The following is an 18,475-nucleotide window of genomic DNA, read 5'->3' as shown; positions in this document are numbered from 1 at the left end:
GATAATGTGCGAGTCCGTAACAAAAATTGCTGTGGATCACGATTTGGGCGGTGAATTCTATGGAAATCACCGGTCAAGGGGAATACCTCTGCGGTCTGGCACCGTCAGCGTACGGACGTCTCAGCGAAAAGGCGTATGTCCAACATGAGCCAATAGCCTCTATATTGGTGAAATATCGACTTTTAGGGACTTCTTCGCCATGACGTCATCGCCGCCCCAGCGAGCACCTGCCAGAATCGAACTGACCGAAGTGGGGCTTCGTGATGGCCTGCAGAACGAGGCGCGGGTGCTGTCCACCGAGCACAAGCTCGAATTGCTGCACGGGCTTCACCGGGCCGGCCTCAGGCGCTTCGAGCTGACGTCTTTCGTCAGTCCCCGGGCGGTACCGGCGCTGGCCGACGCCGCGGAACTGGTGGCCGCCGCCAAGGGGCTGGCGGATGCCCGCTTCAGCGCCCTGGTGCCCAATCTGCGCGGTGCTGAGCGCGCGCTGGAGGTGGGCATCGATCGGGTGGTGCTGTTCGTGTCCGCCTCCGAGACCCACAACGCGCGTAACGTCAATCGCTCGATCGACGCCTCCCTGGCCGGTTTCGCCGATATCGTCGAGCGCCTGTCCGGCAGCGGTATCGAGGTACAGGGCGCCATCGCCACGGCCTTCGGCTGTCCCTTCGAGGGTGACCTGCCGGCCGGGCGCATCGGTGAGCTGGCGCGTCGCCTCGGCGAGCTGGGTATCGATGACCTCACCCTTGGCGATACCACCGGCATGGCCACGCCCGCCGTGGTCTCGCGGGTGGTGGGTGAGATCGCCGAACAGGCCCCCGCGGCGCGGCCGATCCTGCACTTTCACAATACCCGGGGTCTGGCGTTGGCCAACGTCATGCAGGGGCTGTCGCTTGGCGTCACGCGTTACGAAAGTGCGGTCGGTGGTCTCGGCGGCTGTCCCTTCGCCCCAGGCGCCAGCGGCAATCTGGCCACCGAGGAGCTGATCTACCTGCTCGAGGAGCTGGGGCATGACACCGGCGTCTCGCTGGAGTCCTTGATCGAGGTGGCGGGGCTTGCCGCGCGGCGACTGGAACGTGCGCCGGGCTCTCAGCTGGCCCGGGCCGGCACTCGGCTCAGGCTGCATCGACCCGATGCGGTGCCCACCGCAAAGGGCTGAGCCAGATCCCTGAACCTGGCAAGACCAGACGACACCACCACAGACATACCGACGGATACGCAAACCTATGGATGCTAGCCCCGGCAGGGATGACAGCGACGATTCGCGGCCATCGACCCAGGACGCCACCGGCCTTGCTCCGGGCAGCCTGGCCGGCATACGTGTGATCGATCTGACCCGGGTGATCTCCGGCCCCTTCGCCAGCCAGATGCTGGGGGATCACGGCGCCGAGGTGATCAAGATCGAGACCCCGGGGGAGGGCGACGTGGTCCGCCGCCAGGGCAATATGGTCAACGGCTTCAGCGCCTACTTTGCCCAGTTCAACCGCAACAAGCGCTCGATCACCCTCAATCTGCGCGAGCCCGAAGGGCGTCAGATCCTGAACCGCCTGCTCGAGGATGCCGACGTGCTGGTGGAGAACTTCCGCCCCGGGGTGCTGGCCAAGATGGGACTCGACGACGACACCCTGAGGCAGCGCTTCCCGCGCCTGGTGGTGGGGCGGATCAACGGCTTCGGATCCACCGGGCCCTACCGCGACCGACCCGCCTACGATTTTGTCGCCCAGGCCATGAGCGGCTTCATGGGCGTCAACGGGGTCGAGGGGGGCGAGCCGATGCGCGCCGCGCCACCGATCAGCGACATGGTGGCGAGCCTCAACCTGGCCTTCGGGGTCAGCGCGGCACTGGTGCGTCGCGAGCGTACCGGCCAGGGCGAGATTCTCGAGACCGCCCTGACCAACGGCCTGGTGGCGATGCTGGGCTATCTGGCGGCGGAGTACTTCGCCACCGGCGAGGTCCCCCGGCGTACCGGCAATGACCATCCCATGCTCTACCCCTACGGCCTGTTCGAGGCCAGCGATGGCGAGGTCGCCATCGCCCCCAGCAGCGAGACCATGGTGCGTCGTCTGCTGGAGGCGCTGGGTCGTGTCGATCTGCTCGAGCAGCCGCGCTTCGCCGACAACGCCCAGCGCATGGCGCACCGCGAGGCGCTGCGCGAGATCCTCAACGAGGTGACGCGCCGGCGCAGTGTGGACGACTGGATCGAACACCTGAACACCGCCGGCGTGCCCTGTGGCCGAGTGCAGGATCTGCGCGAGACCTTCGATGACCCCCAGATCATCGACCAGCGCATGCGCCTGACCCTGGATCAGGGCGAGGCCGGACAGATCGCCACCACCGGCTTTCCGGTCAAGATGCGCGAGGCCCCGGCGATGATCCAGCGACCGGCGCCACAGCTTGGCGAGCATACCGACGAGGTACTGGCCGAACTCGGCTTCGGTGCCGACGAGTGTCGGGCGCTGCGCCAGCGCGGGATCGTCTAGGCTGGGTGGCGGTCCCCGCCGGACAACGCCAGGCGAGTGGCCGCGCAAGATGGCGACTCGACAACCGCCAGGCAATCCGCCGGATGGCCGGTGCCGGCTGGTGACAACGATGCAGGACCGCAGGACCGCAGGACCGCAACACCCACAACGAAAACGCCAACAACGAAAAACAAGGAGCCTTCCATGCCCTCGACTCTGACCACTCGCCTTGGCCTGCCGCTGCTCGCGCTCGGCCTCGGTGTCTCGACCTCGGCCAGCGCCCTGCCCATCGACGAGTGCATCGCCCCGGCCGACCCCGGTGGCGGCTGGGACTTCACCTGCCGCAGCGTCGGCAAGCTGCTCACCGACCTGGAACTGACCGACGGCTCGGTGCAGGTCACCAACATGCCCGGCGGTGTCGGCGCGGTGGCCTTCTCCAACGTGGCCTCCAAGCGTGCCGATGACAGCAACCTGATCGTCGCCACCAGCACCGTGGGCATGACCCAGATTGCCCAGGGTCGCTATCCCGGGGGTGCCGAGACCATGCGCTGGCTGGGCATGCTCGGTACCGACGTCGGCGTCATCCTGGTCGACGACGAGAGCGAGTACGAGTCCCTCGAGCAACTGCTGGAGGCCATCGTCGCCGATCCGACCTCGGTGGCCATGGCCGGCTCCAGCGGTGCCGGTGGCTGGGATCACATTCGGGCATTGATGCTGGCCAAGGCCGCGGGCCTGCCCGGCGACCAGGTCGGCGCCCTGCGTTGGGTGCAGTTCGACGGCGGCGGCCCCGCGGTAACCCAGATGATGGGCAACCACGTGGACGTGGTTTCCACCGACCTGGGCGAGGTCGCCGGCTTCATCGAGTCCGGTGACGTGCGGGTGCTGGCGGTGATGTCGGATGATCCGCTGCCCGAGCCCTTCGACGAGCTGCCCACCGCGGTCAGCCAGGGCTATGACGTCACCGGCTACAACTGGCGCGGCTTCTACACCGGCGGCGAGGTCTCCGACGAGGACTACGCCAGCATGGTCGAAGACCTCGAGAACCTTTACGCCAGCGACGAGTGGAAGGACGTGGCAGCCCAGAATGGCCTGGTGCCGCTGTGGCGTGGCGGTGACGACTTCTCGAGTTTCGTCGAGGAATCCATCCAGCGCGTCGAGGCCATCTCGCGCGAGATCGGGGTTATTCAATGAGTCAGATGAGCGACCTCGACGCTCACCAGCATCGCCGGCCGGCCCAGGTCGGCGATCGCCTGGCCGGCGCGGTGCTGCTGGTGCTGGCGCTGGGGGCCTGGTGGCATTCTCATAGCTTCGTCACCGGCTTCATGCAGCCGGTGGGGCCGGGGGCTTTCCCCCGGCTGGTCAGCCTGCCGCTGGCGGCGCTGTCGGCCTACCTGATCCTGCGCCCGGGCTTCAACGAGCGCTGGCCGGATCGTGCCGGCCTGGCCCGACAGCTGGCGGTGCTGCTGCTGCTGGCGGCCTACGCTGGCCTGCTCGAGCCGCTGGGGTTTGTTCCCGCCACCCTGGCCTGCGCCATCGTACTGACGCGGCTGTTCGGCGCGGCCTGGGGCCAGGCGCTGATCGCCGGCACAGGACTGGCGCTGGGGCTGTACGCACTGTTCGAGTTTGCCCTCGGCATGCCCTTGCCGGACGTGCCCTGGTGGGGAGGGGGACACTGATCATGGAAACGCTTGCCTTTCTTGCCCAGGGCTTCGCCGTGGCGACCCAGCCGGAATTTCTGCTGCTGGCGCTGATCGGCTGCGCCGTGGGAACCCTGATCGGGGCGCTGCCAGGGCTCGGCCCGGTCAACGGGGTGGCGCTGATGATCCCGCTGGCCTTCAACTTCGGCCTGGATCCCACCGCCGCGCTGATCCTGCTGGTCAGCGTCTACTATGGCTGCATGTACGGTGGGCGGATCAGTTCCATCGTGCTCAATATCCCCGGCGACGAGCCGGCGATGATGACCACTCTGGACGGCTACCCGATGGCCCTCAAGGGGCGCGGCGGCGAGGCCCTGGGGCTGTCGGCGGTGGCTTCCTTCGTCGGCGCCACCATCGCCACCATCGGGCTTACGCTGTTCGCGCCGCTGTTGGTGGACCTGGCGATCAAGTTCGGTCCGGCCGAGTACTTCGCGCTGTTCCTGCTGGCCTTTGCCACCATCGGCGGGGTGACCAGCGGCAGCTTTACCAAGAGTTTCATCGCCGCCTGTCTGGGCCTGCTGCTGGGGACCGTGGGCATCGACCCGGTGTCCAGCGTCGCGCGCTACACCTTCGGCACCTTCGAGCTCTATGACGGCATCGACTTTATCGTGGCCCTGGTGGGACTGTTCGCCATCTCCGAATGCCTGGTGTTTCTCGAACAGCGCCACGACGCCGACAAGCCGCATATCAAGCTGGGCTCGGCCTGGCCGGGGATGAAGGCGTCGCTGTCCTGCAAGGGCACCATCGGTCGTGGCTCGCTGATCGGCTTCGTCTCCGGGGTGCTGCCCGGCGCTGGCGCCTCGCTCGGCAGCTTCCTGTCCTACATGCTCGAGAAGCGCTGGCTGGGAGCCAAGGGGGACTTCGGCAACGGCGACCCGCGCGGTGTGGCCGCGCCCGAGGCAGGCAACAACGCCGCCGCCGGTGGCGCGCTGATTCCGATGCTGTCGCTGGGCATTCCCGGCAGCGGCACCACCGCGATTCTGCTGGCCCTGCTGCTGTCGATGAACATCACCCCGGGGCCGCTTTTGTTCGCCCAGCAGCCCGAGATGGTGTGGGGGCTGGTGGCAGCGCTGTTTATCGGCAACATCATGCTGCTGGTGCTCAACGTACCGCTGGTGGGACTGTTCGCCCGGGTGCTGCAGGCCCCCAGCTGGCTGCTGATGCCGATGGTGGTTCTGATCGCCTTTGTCGGGGTCTATTCGCTCAATAACAGCCCCTTCGATCTGTACATGATGCTGGCCTTCGGGGTGCTCGGCTATGTGCTCAGAAAGCTCGAGATTCCCACCGTGCCGGTTGTGCTCGGCCTGCTGCTGGGTGGGCAGATGGAGTTCAATCTGCGCCGGGCGATGTCGATCAGCGGTGGTGACTGGAGCATCCTGGTCAACAGCGGGATCTCGATCGGGATCTACGCCTTCGCCGCCACCCTGATCGTGGCCGGAGCGGTCTACGCCATGATGCTCAAGCGTCGGCTGGCGTAGAGAAGCGTCGCTAAAGCGTCGCTAAAGAAAGAGGGCCCGGTGGAGGTGTATCCACCGGGCCTTTCCATCGACTTTCCATCGATGCGCCTAGGGCCTGTCATGAGGGTCCTGGCGACCTCGCGGTCGTGGCCTTGCAGGTGTCGTCCCGGGTGTCAGAATGGAGGGCCACAAGGAGGGGCCATCGATGAAGACCATGAACTGGGAACGACTGCTCGATCCGGGCCGACTGCACGATCCGCGTGGCGGGACTCGTGACGAGGTGGGACGCAGTCCCTTCCACAAGGATCACGATCGCATCGTCTTCGCCGGCTCCTTTCGCCGCCTGGGACGCAAGACCCAGGTGCATCCCCTCACCGACAACGACCATATCCACACCCGCCTGACCCACTCGCTTGAAGTGGGCTGCGTCGGCCGCTCGCTGGGCATGAGCGTGGGCGAGCTGCTGCGTGACCGCCTGCCCGACTGGATCACTCCGGCGGATCTGGGGGTGATCATCCAGGCGGCCTGTCTGGGGCACGACATCGGCAACCCCCCTTTTGGCCATGCCGGTGAGTACGCCATCCGCGACTGGTTCAAGTGCGCCGAGGTCAACGGCAGCGGGCTGCTCGATGGACTGTCGCCGCTGGAGCGCGAGGACCTGCTGACCTACGAAGGCAACGCCCAGGGCTTTCGTATCGTCACCCAGATCGAGTACAACCAGTTTCGCGGCGGCATGCGCCTGACCGCAGCGACCCTCGGTACCCTGCTCAAGTATCCGTGGACGGTGACCCACGGTGGCAAGGCCGGCAAGTTCGGCTGCTATCAGAGCGAACTCGGTGCACTTGAGCAGGTGGCCGACCATCTGGGACTGATTCCCCAGGGCGAGCACCGTTGGTGTCGCCATCCGCTGGCCTGGCTGGTGGAGGCCGCCGATGACATCTGCTACGCCCTGCTTGACCTCGAGGACGGGGTGGAGATGGATATCCTGGCTTTCGACGAGGTGGCCGAGATCCTGACCCAGATCGCCGGTGGCGAGCCGTCGGACTACGCCGAGATGAACCGTACCGGTGTGTCTCAACGCCGGCGTATCGCGGCGCTGCGAGGGGCGGCCATGGAGCGAGCGGTCACCGACGTGGGCCAGGTGTTCGTCGAGCATGAGCAGGAGCTGCTTTCCGGAACGCTTCAGGATGACCTGCTGGAGCTGTGCCACCCGGATCTGGACTGGGGGGTCAAGCTGGCCAAGCAGCTGGCGCGCAAGCGCATCTTCCGCAATACCCGCAAGGCCAAGCTGGAGATCGGTGCCTACACCACCCTCGGTATTCTGCTCGAGGCCTTTATCGGCGCGGCCCACGAGCTGCACCACACCGGCCATTCGAGCTTCAAGCACCAACGGGTGCTGGCGCTGATCGGCGAGAACACCCCGCTGCCGTCCTGGTCCTTGTACGACAGCTATCGACGCATGCTCGACTTTATCGGTGGGATGACGGACCACTACGCGGTCGACCTGGCCCAGGAAATGGGCGGCAAGCTACGTGGTGATTGAAAAACTGAGTGTGTTCAGGCGGTAAGAGCGGGGTGATTGAACCAGGGCGTTCCGGCCAAGGGAGTCCAGCGGCGGACGATAGGGCGTTTGTCGCTGCGCGGCCTAAGTCAATGGATGACGTTTGATGCAGCAAGACTGCGTATACTGGGGAAAACGATAACAAGGGTATGGCCCGTGAAAAGGAAATCCTCCCCCGCCTCTTCCGATCAAGGCTTTGATGCGATCGACAAGCCCACCTTCTTCGGTTCGCTGTTTCTCCTCCTTGCTGTCACTCTGCCTCTGGTGGTGTTCCCCGAACAGGGGGCAACCTGGGTCATCGCGGCCAAGAACTTCATTACCAATGAGCTCGGTGTGCTGTATCTGGCCCTGGGGCTCGGGGCCAGCGGCTTCATGCTGTTCATCGTGTTCAGCGATATCGGCCAGATCAAGCTGGGTGACCCCGAGGAGCAGCCGGAGTTCTCGACCCTGTCCTGGGCGGCGATGCTGTTCTGCGCCGGTATCGGCGCCTCGATCCTCTACTGGTCGATGATCGAGTGGATCTACTACTACCAGGCGCCACCCTTCCATGTGGAACCTCAGTCGCCGGATGCGGCGCGCTGGGCGGCGGCCTACGGTATCTTCCACTGGGGGCCGGTGGCCTGGTCGATCTATCTGATCCCGGCGATTCCCATTGCCTACTTCTACTACGTGCGCAATCACAGCGTGCTCAAGATCAGCGAGGCGCTAATGCCGGTGCTGGGCGAGAGCCGTGCCCACCGCTGGCCGGGCAAGCTGATCGACGTGCTGTTCGTGTTCGGCATGCTGGGCGGCGGTGCCACCACCCTGGGACTGGCGGCGCCCTTGATCAACGAGGGGCTGCATGAGCTGTTCGGTTTTCCGAAGACCCTGGCGACGCGCATCTTCGTGCTGATGCTGTGTACCGTTGTCTTCGGCTACAGCGCCTTCGTCGGCCTCAAGAAGGGCATCAAGGTGCTGTCGGACATCAACTTCTGGCTGGCGGTGTCGCTGCTGACCTTCGTCTTCATCGTCGGGCCGACCCAGTTCATGGCCAGTACCGGCCTGGATGCCCTTGGCAGGGTGCTCAGCAATCTGGTGCACATGGGCACCTGGACCGAGCCCTTCGCCCGCTTCGAGAATTTTCAGGACACCCACTTCCCTCAGGACTGGACCATCTTCTACTGGGCCTGGTGGCTGGTGTTCGCCCCCAGCGTCGGCCTGTTCATCGCGCGCATCTCCCGCGGCCGCACCATCCGCTCCATGGTCGCGGGCTCGATCTTCTTCGGTACCCTGGGATGCGCCCTTTTCTTCATCATCCTCGGCAACTACGGTCTCTACCTGCAGCTGTCCGGCACCCTGGATCTGGTCACCATTCTTAACGAGCAGAGCCCCACGGCGGCGATCTTCGCTACCCTGTCGACCCTGCCGCTGAGCTACCTGGTGATCTTCGCCTTCACCCTGCTGGCGCTGATCTTCACCGCTACCACCTTCGACTCCATCTCCTACATCCTGGCGGCGGTGGTGCAGAAGGAGGTCGACGAGGAACCGATGCGCTGGAATCGACTGTTCTGGGCCTTTGCGCTGTCGTTCATGCCGGCGGTGCTGATGTTCATCGGTGGGCTCGAGACCCTGCAGACGGCCTCGGTGGTAGGGGGTGTGCCCTTGCTGCTGGTGGCGCTGTTGTTGTGCATCTCGACCGTCCGGGCGGCCCACTACGATCTGCGCTATCAGCCGGACTACACCGACAAGGAAATCTATATCGAGGAATTCCCCGAGGATGACCCCTGGACCGAGGATGGCACCTGGGAGTTGCCGGAAGGGGAGCACCACGGTGTCGATCATGACGACAAGCCCCACCAGGAGGGCGACCCGGCGAGCCATCCTTCACGGCTGTAATCAGCGCTCAGCGCCGACTGCCCGGGCCACCGTCATTGCGACGGTGGCCCGTTTTCTTGTGGTCGATCTTGTGAAGGGGTATAGCTCCGAGAGCGGCGACCAGCAAGGCTCAAGGATCAGGCCGCCTGGCGCCAGCTATCCTGCTCGAGGTGTTCGAGGATCGCCTCTCCCACGCTGGTCTCGGGGGAGTCGATGCCCTGGTTGCCGAACAGCCGGTTGAATTCCAGCACCATCGGGGCGTCATCGACCATGGCGATGTCGAAGCCGGCGTGATCGATGCCCAGGCGCTGGGCCAGGGTGGTGGCAAGCTCGATGGCGGAGGCCGGTACCGGGTCGTGGCGGATCTCGCCGCCGCGTGCCACATTGGTGCGAAAGTCGCCCAGTGGGCTCTCGCGCCAGTAGGCGGCCAGCACCCTGCGCCCGACCACCACGATGCGCAGGTCGCGTTCGATGGGCAGGTAGCGCTGGGCGTAGAGCAGATTCTCGCTGGACAGGTGATCGATCAGCGCCTCGCGGGAGCGAATCAGGCGCACGCCCTCGCCCATGGAGCTGCGCACCCGCTTGACCACGAACGGGTAGCCGAAGCGCGCCTCCACCTGGTGGATGGCGTCTGAATTGACCCCGAGGATGGCGGTATCGGGCGTTGCCTCGGGGCAGCAGGCCTGGAAGGCGCGGGTCTGTTCGATCTTGTCGTGACCCAGGTGATAGCTGGGTAGACTGGGAAAGACGCGCGGATTGAGGCCGTAGGCCAGGGCATTGATCTGCCAGTATTCGGGGAACAGCAGGGCGTCGGCATCGGCCAGGGCCTGGCGATGGTCATTCATGTGCTCAGGCTTGATGTATCGCGCCCCCGGGACCCCCAGACTCCGTAACGGATCGAAGGTGATCAGGTTCATGAGACAGTCATCCGAGAAAGACGAAAGAGGATTGAAGCGAGGCGGCGCACCTTGCCAACTGTGGTCGCCGATTGCAAGGCGACAGGGGGACCGGGGAGCCCGTCGACGGCAACCATGGCGTGCGCTGGCTGCGGTGCTGCTGGCCCTCACCATGAACGCTGGCGCCCAGGCCCACGAGCCGCAGGAGCAGCGTGAGGCACTGGAGGATCTCGAGCGAGAGCACTTCGATCATTATGTGCTGGCGCTGACCTGGCATCCCGGGTTCTGCGCCAGCCGTCGTCAGCCGCCACGAGAGTGCCGGGATCCGTCGCTGATGGTCGGGGCCGACGATGGCTTCGTGATCCACGGGCTGTGGCCGTCACGCCCCGTCAGGCTGATCTCACAGGGCGTCAGTGTCAGCGAGTGGCGCCGCCAGGGCTGCTTTCTTGAACGCCCGAGGCCAGCGGGCGATTTCTGCCAGGCAGGGCCTGCCATCGATATCGGCTCATCGCTTGAACAGGAGCTCGACGACGCCATGCCCGGCAGGGCCAGCTGCCTCGACCGTTACGAGTACGCCAAGCACGGTGCCTGCCTATCGATCAGCGATGATGACTTCTTCGACGGTGCCCTGGCGCTGACCGAGATCGTCAACGCCGGGGCCCTGGGGGACTTCATGCGCGACAATCGAGGCTCGACGGTCAGGCGCAATGCGCTGATCGCGGCCTTCGAGGAGGCTTTCGGCCGGGGTACCGGCAGCTCCCTGTCGCTGCAGTGCGGGGGCTCGGGCAACCGACTGCTCACCGAGGTGCGCATCGGCCTGGAGGCGGAGCATATCGATGACTTTCCGGCCAGAAAGAGCTTCGCTCCGGTGGATCATGGGCGCTGCCCCAGCCGGATCGAGCTGCGCCGCTTCTAGGGCTCGTCCGAAAAGTGCCTGCGCTCGGCAATACTGCGTTAAAAATCGGATCAAAATGCTCATTTACACCCCGTAAACTGCGCTTTCTCACCGATTTTTGCCTTGTCTAACCTTCGCTCGTCGACTTTTCGGACAGAGCCTAGATGGACGGGCCTTCCAGGTGGCCAAGTTCCCGCGTCAGTGTTCGCCGGTTCAAGGCCTCGATGACCCGGTCGTGCAGCGTCGGATCCATCGGCGCGATACCAGGGCAGGCGTCGGTCAGATGGGCGGCCAGGCCTTCGCCGCTGACCACGGCAAGATCGTCGTCGGGGACCTCACGTTCGATCTTCCAGCCGGGCAGGGCAAGGATGCCCTTGACCGGCACCGGCTGTCCCAGTTCGCGACATAGCCAGGAGGCGACCCAGCGGGTGGCCTGGCGGGCCTTGCGCTGGGGGCGTCGCTCCATCCAGCCGGGAAAGCGCAGGCGCTCGTGTTCGACCACCACGGTGTCCTCGGTCTCGCCGGCGGGACTGATGGCCGGGGTGCGGGCCCGGGTCTCGATGACGAAGACGGCGTGGGGGGTGATCGCCACGTGGTCGATCACGAAGGTGTCGGCGGGTACGTCGTGGAACACGAAGTAGGGATGAGCCTCGGGGCGAATCAGGCGTTCGAGTTCCTGGCCCACGGCCAGTTCGCAGGCGAGCCCCAGCTTCAGGCGACGGATACGCTGGTAGTCACGCATCAGTCGGAAGCTGACCACGATCGCCAGCAGTGTGCACAGCACACCGTAGAGCGCCCATTCGATCCAGTTCTGGTGGCGCGAGAACAGCATCCTGCCCATGCCGTAGACCAGTGGGGTCAGCACCAGTACGGGGCCGAGGGCGGCGTTGAGGAACAGGGTGGCGAAGGCGCGATCCAGCCGATCGCGCAGGGCCTGCCCAGGCTCACGCAGCGGGTGGGCGTCGAACGGCGAGCGTACTCGCGCGTCGTGCAGGCTTCGGAGTGCCACCACCACCGTGGCGGCCGCCGCGAGGGGGAACAGAAAGAACAGCGGCAGCAGGTAGTCCAGCCAGGCCATCGGCACTCCTTGCCCGTGAAGAATCCCGTCCATTGTAGACAACGACGTGCCTGTTGGGCCATGGCGCCCTTGGTCTTATCGAACGCCCGGGGGTAGTCTTGGCCATGGGGGCAGGGCCGGCGGGCCTGTCCCGGGTGCTGGTGCGCGGTCACAAGGGGAGGAGCAATGACGAATGTCGGCGGCGGTAGCGAGGCTCGAACTTGCGTCAACCGAGAAGCGTCAGCGTCGGCGATGGATGCGCTGTACGCTCTCGTCTGTCGTCACCGGCGTATCGCCGTGCTCAGTGGCGCCGGCATCAGCACCGCTAGCGGTATCCCCGACTATCGCGATGCCCAGGGCGAGTGGAAGCGCTCGCCGCCGATCGATCATCGCGACTTCATGTCTCGCCATGCCTCGCGTCAGCGCTACTGGGCGCGGGCGATGATCGGTTTTCGGGTGCTCAATGAGGCCAGTCCCAACGCGGCGCACCGGGCCATCGCCGAGCTCGAGCTGCGCGGCAAGGTCTCCGGGGTGATCACCCAGAACGTCGATGGACTGCACCAGCGCGCGGGCTCCCGGCGGGTCATCGATCTGCACGGCAGGGCGGATCTGGTGGTGTGCATGAGCTGCGGTGCGCGCCAGATGCGCCATGCTCTGCACGATGAGCTGGCGCGCTGCAATCCGCAGTGGGTGGCGCAAACGTCGCCGGTGCGACCGGCGCCGGACGGCGATGCGGATCTGGAGGCGGACTTCTCGAGCTTTCGGGTGCCCTCCTGTGGCCGCTGTGGCGACGGTATCTGGAAGCCCGATGTGGTGTTCTTCGGCGACAACGTGCCAGCGGCGACGCTGGCCAGCGCCCGAGGGCTGCTCGAGGACAGCGACGCCCTGCTGGTGGTCGGCAGTTCGCTGATGGTCTATTCCGGCTTTCGCTTCGTGCGCGAAAGCGTGAAGGTGGGACGCCCGGTGGCCTGCATCAATCTGGGGCGCACCCGGGCCGATGAACTGTTCGACGTCAAGCTCGAGGCCCCGGCGGATCAGGCGCTGGAAGCGCTGGTCCGGGATCTGGGCTAGACGCCGGCCCAGCCACTTTTCAGACAAGCCAGAGCTCAGCCTCCGGCCAGCTTGACCCTGTAGCCTTTCTTCTCCAGGGCGTCTTTCAACACCTGGCGGTGGTCGCCCTGGATCTCGATAACGCCGTCCTTCAGCGCGCCACCGGTGCCGCAGCGCTTCTTCAGCTCCTTGGCCAGGGCCTTCAACTCCTTGTCGGCAAGCGGCACGCCGTCGATGGTGGTGACGCCCTTGCCCTTGCGCCCGCTGGTTTCCCGGCGGATTCGCACCACCCCATCCAGGCTGGCCAGGCGCGCCTGGTCCTGGATCTCGTCGCAGCGGCAGGCGTCCTTCGGTTCACGGCAGTCCGGGCAGATGTCGCCGTGTTCGGTGGAGTAGACCAGCGAGCCGAGTTGTTCCTTCAGCGATGCCATGGTGGTGCGCTCCTGTCGGGTGGTGCGATGGTGCGGTCGGATCAGGCCAGCTGGACCGGGATGGCGTTGCTGGTGTGGCTGATCTCGTTGCCTTCCTGGAGGTAGACCAGGGAGGGCTTGTGCTGGTCGAGTTCGCTGTCGCTGTAGTGGGCGTAGCTGCAGATGATCACGCGCTGGCCTTCGCTTGCCAGGTGGGCAGCGGCGCCGTTGACCGAAATCACCTTGGAGCCTTCCTCGGCACGGATGGCATAGGTGGTGAAGCGCTGGCCGTTCTCGACGTTGTAGATCTGGATCTGTTCGTTTTCGCGGATACCGGCGAGGTCGAGCAGTTCACCGTCGATGGCGCAGGAGCCTTCGTAGTTGAGCACGGCGTGGGTCACGCGAGCCATGTGCAGCTTGGCCTTGAGCATGATGGTGTACATCTAGGGGGCTCCTATCGAGGTAGCGTCACAGTGAGGTTGTCGATCAGTCGCGTGGCGCCGAGACGAGCGGCCACCAACAGGATGGCGTCACGGGTGGTGGCGGTCACCGCGCCGAGGTCACGGGCGCGCAGCTCCAGATAGTCGGGAGCAAAGCCGTGGGAGGCCAGACGCGCGCGGCCCTCTGTCAGGGTGGCGTCGATGTCGGCGCCGGCCTCGAGGCTGCGCGCAAGCATTGCCAGGGTGGCCTGCAGTTCGGCGGCGGTGGCGTGCTCGGCCTCGCTCAGGTAGCCGTTGCGCGACGATAGCGCCAGTCCCGAGGCCTCGCGCACCGTGGGCACCCCGACGATCTCGATCGGCATGTGCATGTCGCGGACCATGCGGCGAATGACCGCCAGTTGCTGGTAGTCCTTTTCGCCGAAGCAGGCGAGGTCAGGCTGGACGATATGGAACAGCATGCTGACCACGGTCGAGACGCCGTCGAAGTGGCCGGGGCGGGCGCCGCCACACAGGCCTTCGCTGACCTCGGGCACCCGCACCAGGGTCTGGCCGTCGAGGCCGTCGGGGTACATGGTCGCCGGGGTCGGGGTGAACACCATGTCGCAGCCAGCGGCCTCGAGCTTGGCCAGGTCCGCCTCGAGGGTGCGCGGATAGTTGTCCAGGTCTTCGCTGGGGCCGAACTGCAGCGGATTGACAAAGATCGAGGCGACCACCAGGTCACAGCGCTCGCGGGCCGCTTCCACCAGCGCCAGGTGGCCCTGGTGAAGGTTGCCCATGGTCGGCACCAGGCCGATGCGGGCACCACTGCGGCGGTGAGGCGCGAGCGCTTCGCGAAGCTTGGCGATGGCGGAATGGACGTGCATCGCAGACCTCCTAGAAGCAGTGCTCGGCAGCCGGGAACTCCCGCGCCAGCACCGCTTCGTGGTAGCGACGGAAGGCGCCTTCGATGTCCTCGGCTTCGGCCAGGAAGTTCTTGACGAAGCGCGGGGTCCGCCCGTGGGTCACGCCGAGCACGTCGTGCATCACCAGGATCTGGCCGTCGGTGTCGGGGCCGGCGCCGATACCGATCACCGGCACTTCCAGAGCTTCACTGACGGCACGACCGAGACTCGCCGGCACGCACTCCAGCAGGATCACCGAGGCGCCGGCCTCGACCAGCGCTCGGGCGTCCTCGAGGATACGGCTGGCGGCTTCGGCCTCGCGTCCCTGGACCTTGTAGCCACCGAGCTGATGCACGGTCTGGGGGGTCAGCCCCAGATGGGCGCAGACGGGCACCCCGCGACGGGTGAGTTCACGGATGTCATCGGCCATCCAGCCCTCACCCTCGACCTTGACCAGCTCGGCGCCGGCCCGCATCAGCGCGGCGGCGTTGTCCAGCAGGCGCTCGCGACTGGGATTGCCCATGAATGGCAGATCGACCATCAACAGGCTGTCGCCCTTGCCGCGTGCCACGCAGCGGGTGTGGTAGAGGATGTCGTCCATGGTGACCGGCAGGGTGCTGTCGTGCCCCTGCAGGACCATGCCAAGGGAATCCCCGACCAGCAGCACGTCGATGCCGGCGCGCCCGGCGGCGGCGGCAAAGGAGGCGTCATAGGCGGTCAGGCAGCTGAAGGGTTCACCGGCGCGCTTGCGAGCCTTCAGCGAGCTCAGGGTGACGGAAGTCATGGCGTGTTCTCGTGTTGGCGGTGGGGCGAGTTCTATGACCGCCCCAGAGTGATCACCGCGGATTGTTACCGATGGGTGAATCTGTGTCGATAGGTAACGTTGACCAAGGCAGTGCAGGGTTCAAGGTAACAGCGACCAAAGTGGTAGAGGTCGATCGGCGTCTAGTGAGTGCCTGGAGGCTTCGGGCCACCTGGGCTCCAGAAGCTCAGCGAACGGCCTCGGTGGCGTTCAATGGGGATAGATCACCCGAGGTGAGGGCGCCGTTCCAGCGCTCGGCCAGCGATGCCAGGGTCTGACCGTCGGGCAATCTGAGGTCTGTGGCGATCTCGGCCAGCGGCAGTACCACGAAGGCGCGGTTTACCAATTCCGGGTGTGGCAGCGTGAGGCGCGGGTGGCGCCACTCGGCGGCATCCATCCACAACAGGTCGAGATCCAGGGTGCGGGGCCCCCAGTGGCGCTGGCGTACGCGTCGATGACGCTGCTCCAGCGCCTGCAGTTGGTCGAGCAGGGCCAGCGGCGACAGCCGGGTGTGGAGTTCGGCCACGGCGTTGACGTAGTCGGGCTGGTCCTGGGGACCGACCGGGCGGCTGGCGTACAGCCGAGAGGCCGCGACTCGACGCGTCAACGGCAGCCGGTCGAGCTCCTCGAGAGCCTGCTCGACCTGACGACGGGGGGCGTCGAGATTGCTGCCGAGGCCGATAAAGGCCTGGGTATGGCGCCCCACCTGGTTCACTCGTCCGACTGCGGCGGTTGTTGCGGGCGCGGCTTGCGCCGCCGACGGCGGCGCTTGCGCGGGGCGGCGGTGCCGGCAGGGTCGGCGCCTACCTTGCCCAGCAGACGGCGCTGTTCGTGCTCGTCGGCTTCCTGGAAGGCGGTCCACCAGTCACCCAGTCCCGGTTCGAGTTCGCCGGCGGCCTCGCGCAGCAGCAGGAAGTCGTAGGCGGCACGGAAGCGCGGATGGTCACGGGTCTGGAAGGCGCGCTTGCCTCGACGTAGCGGCAGACGCTGCTGCAGGTCCCAGATGTCTCGCATCGGCATGCTGAAGCGCTTGGGCAGCGATACGTGCTTCAGCTCGCGGCTGATGACCTGCTGGGCGGCGGTCTGCAGGGCCGGAACGGGGGGCATGCCGTCGGCCTCGAGATCACGCTGGCGCAACTGCACCGGCCCCCACATGAAGGCGGCCAGCAGGAAGGCGGGCGTGACCGGGCGATCCTCGCGAATGCGACGGTCGGTGCTTTCCAGTGCCTGCTCGATCAGCGGCTCGGCCCAGGGTAGCTCGGCCATGCACTCGTCGGCTTCGGGGAACAGCATCGCGAACAGGCCATAGTCCCGCAGCAGACGGAAGGTGGTCAGACCTTCGCCGGACAGGAACAGCTTGAGGATCTCGTCGAATAGCCGCGCCGGTGGAATCTGCAACAGCAGCGGCGCCATCTCGGCGATCGGCGCCTCGGTATCCGGGGCGATATCGAAGTCGAGCTTGGCGGCGAAGCGGATGGCCCTGAGCATGCGCACCGGGTCCTCGCGGTAGCGGGTCTCCGGGTCGCCGATCAGGCGCAGGGTGCGCGACTCGATGTCGTCGACCCCGCCGGCGAAGTCATGCAGGCTGAAGTCGGCGATGCTGTAGTACAGGGCGTTGACGGTGAAGTCGCGACGCAGCGCGTCTTCCTCGATATTGCCCCAGACGTTGTCGCGCAGCAGCAGGCCGTCATCGGACTGGGAGGCGACATGCTCGCCGTGGTCGTCACGGGGCTTGCCACGGAAGGTGGTGACCTCGATGACCTCGCGGCCGAAACGCACGTGCACGATACGGAAGCGGCGGCCGATGATGCGTGAATTGCGAAACAGCTGCTTGACCTGCTCCGGCGTGGCGTCGGTGGCCACGTCGAAATCCTTGGGAGCGATCCCGAGCAGGGAGTCACGCAGGCAGCCTCCGACCAGATAGGCTTCGTAGCCGGCGTTGTGCAGGCGGTAGAGCACCTTGAGGGAGGCTTCGCTGAACTGGCGACGGGACACGGGGTGTTCGTCGCGTGTGAGTACGCGGGGCATCGGCGGTCCTGCGGCGGCTTCCTGAGCGCCGAACAGCGACTTCAAGTGCTCGCCTGGGCTCTGTAGAAAGCGGGTAAATCCTTTGATCATGCGGCGATTTGGACTCGCGGGGTACGGAAAGGTGATGAGTGTAGCGGACGCTCCCGGCCTTGCAAAGCGCAGTGGACAAAGCCGCTCGGGTGTCAAGGCCGACAGTCGGCGCAGTGTTCGAGCTGCGAAGAGGCGCAAAGGGTCTGGTTGCCCATGGCGATTGAGCCCTTGGGGGCTGTCTCGTCTGGTGGGGCAACGACTGGCTTGACGCTCGGAGGCCAGACAGCAGAAGGGGAGGCCAAGGGCCTCCCCATCAAAGCAGGATGCAGCGTCCGTGCTGCTAATTTTTCTTCGTGATGGCGCATCGCCTTGAATACGCACCACAGTCACCAAGGAGTTTCAGGCAAGCAATGATGTTGTTGTTATTGGCGCTCCTGACGGCGACCGTCTCGTATTCAAAACAATAGTCCAACCACGACGGCATGGGATCATGCCTCCTCCCGGATTATTGGCATTGTTGCCGGGAGTGCGCTCTGACGACCCTGTTGTTCTTGTTGGTCGGTCATCGTTGGCGCGTCGCGTCCTGGTACTCCGGGCCTCGTCGTCTTGTTGTTGTTCGACGAGTGGTAGCTCCGCAGGTCCGTATTGTTGTTGTCAAGGCTGCGGTGCCTAGTGCCCAATCCGCCTGCTTCACCTGGAAGCGTTGTTGTTGTTGGGGCGGCGGATTCGATCGTGGCGGTGCAGGTTATTGTTGTTGGCTGCCCACGATCGCCGGAATTTGTTGTTCTTGCCCAGACTTATTGCAGTTGTCGTGCCTACTTTGATTTTTTTCTTTTTTATCAGCCGCTTGCTTCATTGTCGTTGGTTCGAAGCAAGCCGCCGGGTCATTTGTGTTACCTCGGGCTACCCATTTTGGCGCACTCCCCTGTGTGGGATGGTAACAACCGGTGCATCAAGAGGT

At 65.5% G+C, this 18,475-nt stretch carries 17 protein-coding genes; 9 read left to right on the top strand and 8 right to left on the bottom strand.

Annotation, left to right across the window (positions count from 1 at the left end):
- Nucleotides 1-199: 199 nt before the first annotated feature.
- The 7 genes from NFH98_RS18665 to NFH98_RS18635 all read left to right on the top strand — a co-directional run bounded on the left by NFH98_RS18665 (nt 200) and on the right by NFH98_RS18635 (nt 9,046).
- A complete protein-coding gene (locus NFH98_RS18665) occupies nt 200-1,156 on the top strand; it encodes a hydroxymethylglutaryl-CoA lyase (protein WP_253554310.1) in 957 nt (318 codons plus the stop codon).
- A gap of 67 nt (nt 1,157-1,223) precedes the next feature.
- The gene (locus tag NFH98_RS18660; protein ID WP_348827195.1) at nt 1,224-2,477 is read left to right on the top strand and encodes a CaiB/BaiF CoA transferase family protein; all 1,254 of its coding nucleotides are present in this window, start codon (nt 1,224-1,226) and stop codon (nt 2,475-2,477) included.
- A 183-nt stretch (nt 2,478-2,660) separates the two neighbouring features.
- On the top strand, nt 2,661-3,647 hold the full coding sequence (locus tag NFH98_RS18655; protein ID WP_108448688.1) for a Bug family tripartite tricarboxylate transporter substrate binding protein: 987 nt from the start codon (nt 2,661-2,663) through the stop codon (nt 3,645-3,647).
- 5 nt (nt 3,648-3,652) lie between these two features.
- Nucleotides 3,653-4,132 (top strand): tripartite tricarboxylate transporter TctB family protein, encoded by a 480-nt coding sequence (locus NFH98_RS18650; protein WP_045992378.1) that lies wholly within the window; start codon nt 3,653-3,655, stop codon nt 4,130-4,132.
- Nucleotides 4,133-4,134: 2 nt separating this feature from the next.
- Entirely contained in the window at nt 4,135-5,631 is a 1,497-nt protein-coding gene (locus NFH98_RS18645; protein WP_045992377.1) for a tripartite tricarboxylate transporter permease, read from the top strand.
- A 184-nt stretch (nt 5,632-5,815) separates the two neighbouring features.
- Nucleotides 5,816-7,153: a deoxyguanosinetriphosphate triphosphohydrolase gene (locus tag NFH98_RS18640; RefSeq protein ID WP_108132170.1), complete on the top strand. Its 1,338-nt coding sequence runs from the start codon at nt 5,816-5,818 to the stop codon at nt 7,151-7,153.
- 174 nt (nt 7,154-7,327) lie between these two features.
- Nucleotides 7,328-9,046 (top strand): BCCT family transporter, encoded by a 1,719-nt coding sequence (locus NFH98_RS18635; RefSeq protein WP_045992375.1) that lies wholly within the window; start codon nt 7,328-7,330, stop codon nt 9,044-9,046.
- Between the two features lie 116 nt (nt 9,047-9,162).
- On the opposite strand, the gene NFH98_RS18630 is transcribed toward NFH98_RS18635, so the two are convergent.
- On the bottom strand, nt 9,163-9,942 hold the full coding sequence (locus tag NFH98_RS18630; protein ID WP_213229402.1) for an ATP-grasp domain-containing protein: 780 nt from the start codon (nt 9,940-9,942) through the stop codon (nt 9,163-9,165).
- Between the two features lie 151 nt (nt 9,943-10,093).
- On the opposite strand from NFH98_RS18630, the gene NFH98_RS18625 reads away from it, so the two are divergent.
- Nucleotides 10,094-10,837, top strand: coding sequence for a ribonuclease T2 family protein (locus NFH98_RS18625; RefSeq protein WP_287164032.1), 744 nt, complete (start codon nt 10,094-10,096; stop codon nt 10,835-10,837).
- A gap of 139 nt (nt 10,838-10,976) precedes the next feature.
- On the opposite strand, the gene NFH98_RS18620 is transcribed toward NFH98_RS18625, so the two are convergent.
- Nucleotides 10,977-11,894, bottom strand: coding sequence for a nuclease-related domain-containing protein (locus NFH98_RS18620; RefSeq protein ID WP_045993302.1), 918 nt, complete (start codon nt 11,892-11,894; stop codon nt 10,977-10,979).
- Nucleotides 11,895-12,059: 165 nt separating this feature from the next.
- Here NFH98_RS18620 and NFH98_RS18615 point away from each other — a divergent pair, with 165 nt between their 5' ends.
- Nucleotides 12,060-12,944, top strand: coding sequence for an NAD-dependent protein deacetylase (locus NFH98_RS18615; RefSeq protein WP_348827194.1), 885 nt, complete (start codon nt 12,060-12,062; stop codon nt 12,942-12,944).
- A 35-nt stretch (nt 12,945-12,979) separates the two neighbouring features.
- Here NFH98_RS18615 and NFH98_RS18610 read toward each other — a convergent pair whose 3' ends face one another.
- The 6 genes from NFH98_RS18610 to pcnB form a co-directional block, all read right to left on the bottom strand.
- Nucleotides 12,980-13,354: a translation initiation factor Sui1 gene (locus NFH98_RS18610; protein WP_045993300.1), complete on the bottom strand. Its 375-nt coding sequence runs from the start codon at nt 13,352-13,354 to the stop codon at nt 12,980-12,982.
- Nucleotides 13,355-13,395: 41 nt separating this feature from the next.
- On the bottom strand, nt 13,396-13,776 hold the full coding sequence (gene panD / locus NFH98_RS18605; protein ID WP_045993299.1) for an aspartate 1-decarboxylase: 381 nt from the start codon (nt 13,774-13,776) through the stop codon (nt 13,396-13,398).
- Between the two features lie 11 nt (nt 13,777-13,787).
- Nucleotides 13,788-14,636, bottom strand: a complete 849-nt coding sequence (gene panC / locus NFH98_RS18600; protein WP_348827193.1) for a pantoate--beta-alanine ligase — start codon at nt 14,634-14,636, stop codon at nt 13,788-13,790.
- Between the two features lie 10 nt (nt 14,637-14,646).
- On the bottom strand, nt 14,647-15,438 hold the full coding sequence (gene panB / locus NFH98_RS18595; RefSeq protein WP_045993297.1) for a 3-methyl-2-oxobutanoate hydroxymethyltransferase: 792 nt from the start codon (nt 15,436-15,438) through the stop codon (nt 14,647-14,649).
- A 205-nt stretch (nt 15,439-15,643) separates the two neighbouring features.
- Nucleotides 15,644-16,162, bottom strand: coding sequence for a 2-amino-4-hydroxy-6-hydroxymethyldihydropteridine diphosphokinase (gene folK, locus NFH98_RS18590; RefSeq protein ID WP_348827192.1), 519 nt, complete (start codon nt 16,160-16,162; stop codon nt 15,644-15,646).
- Between the two features lie 5 nt (nt 16,163-16,167).
- Nucleotides 16,168-17,574: a polynucleotide adenylyltransferase PcnB gene (pcnB, locus tag NFH98_RS18585; RefSeq protein WP_348827191.1), complete on the bottom strand. Its 1,407-nt coding sequence runs from the start codon at nt 17,572-17,574 to the stop codon at nt 16,168-16,170.
- Between the last annotated feature and the right edge of the window lie 901 nt (nt 17,575-18,475).

The sequence above is a fragment of the Halomonas sp. H33-56 genome (assembly GCF_040147035.1).
Classification (GTDB): domain Bacteria; phylum Pseudomonadota; class Gammaproteobacteria; order Pseudomonadales; family Halomonadaceae; genus Halomonas; species Halomonas litopenaei.
Note: the sequence above shows the minus strand (reverse complement) of the source record. Positions and strands in the feature narration are given on the sequence as shown.